Source organism: Erwinia persicina (assembly GCF_014838825.1).
Classification (GTDB): domain Bacteria; phylum Pseudomonadota; class Gammaproteobacteria; order Enterobacterales; family Enterobacteriaceae; genus Erwinia; species Erwinia persicina_A.
Window position 1 is genome coordinate 1 of the sequence record NZ_JACYMO010000055.1, and the last position, 317, is coordinate 317.

The following is a 317-nucleotide window of genomic DNA, read 5'->3' on the forward strand; positions in this document are numbered from 1 at the left end:
GCGTCGCCGTATCTGGCGACGGAAATCAGGAAGCTGACCACCAATCCGCTGACCGGTAAGGTGGACGTGGCCAGCAACGCGATGGCGCACGCGGTGCTGGGGGCGGTGACGGCGCAGCTGAACAATCAGTCGGCTGTCGCTGGCGGGCTTGGTGCCGGTGGCGGAGAGCTGGCGGCGCGCTACATTGCCGGGCAGCTGTTCCCGGGCAGGGCGGCAGACCAGCTGAGCGAAAGCGAAAAACAGCAGGTCAGCGCGCTGAGCGAACTGGCCGCAGGAGTTGCGGGCGGCCTGGCGACGGGCGATACTGGCGGAGCAGT

Annotated in this window: 1 protein-coding gene; it reads left to right on the forward strand. The window is 68.1% G+C overall.

Annotation, left to right across the window (positions count from 1 at the left end; all coding sequences use genetic code 11):
* Positions 1-317 (forward strand): VENN motif pre-toxin domain-containing protein (locus IFU29_RS22305; RefSeq protein WP_191935776.1); only part of this gene is annotated, 317 nt, incomplete at both ends.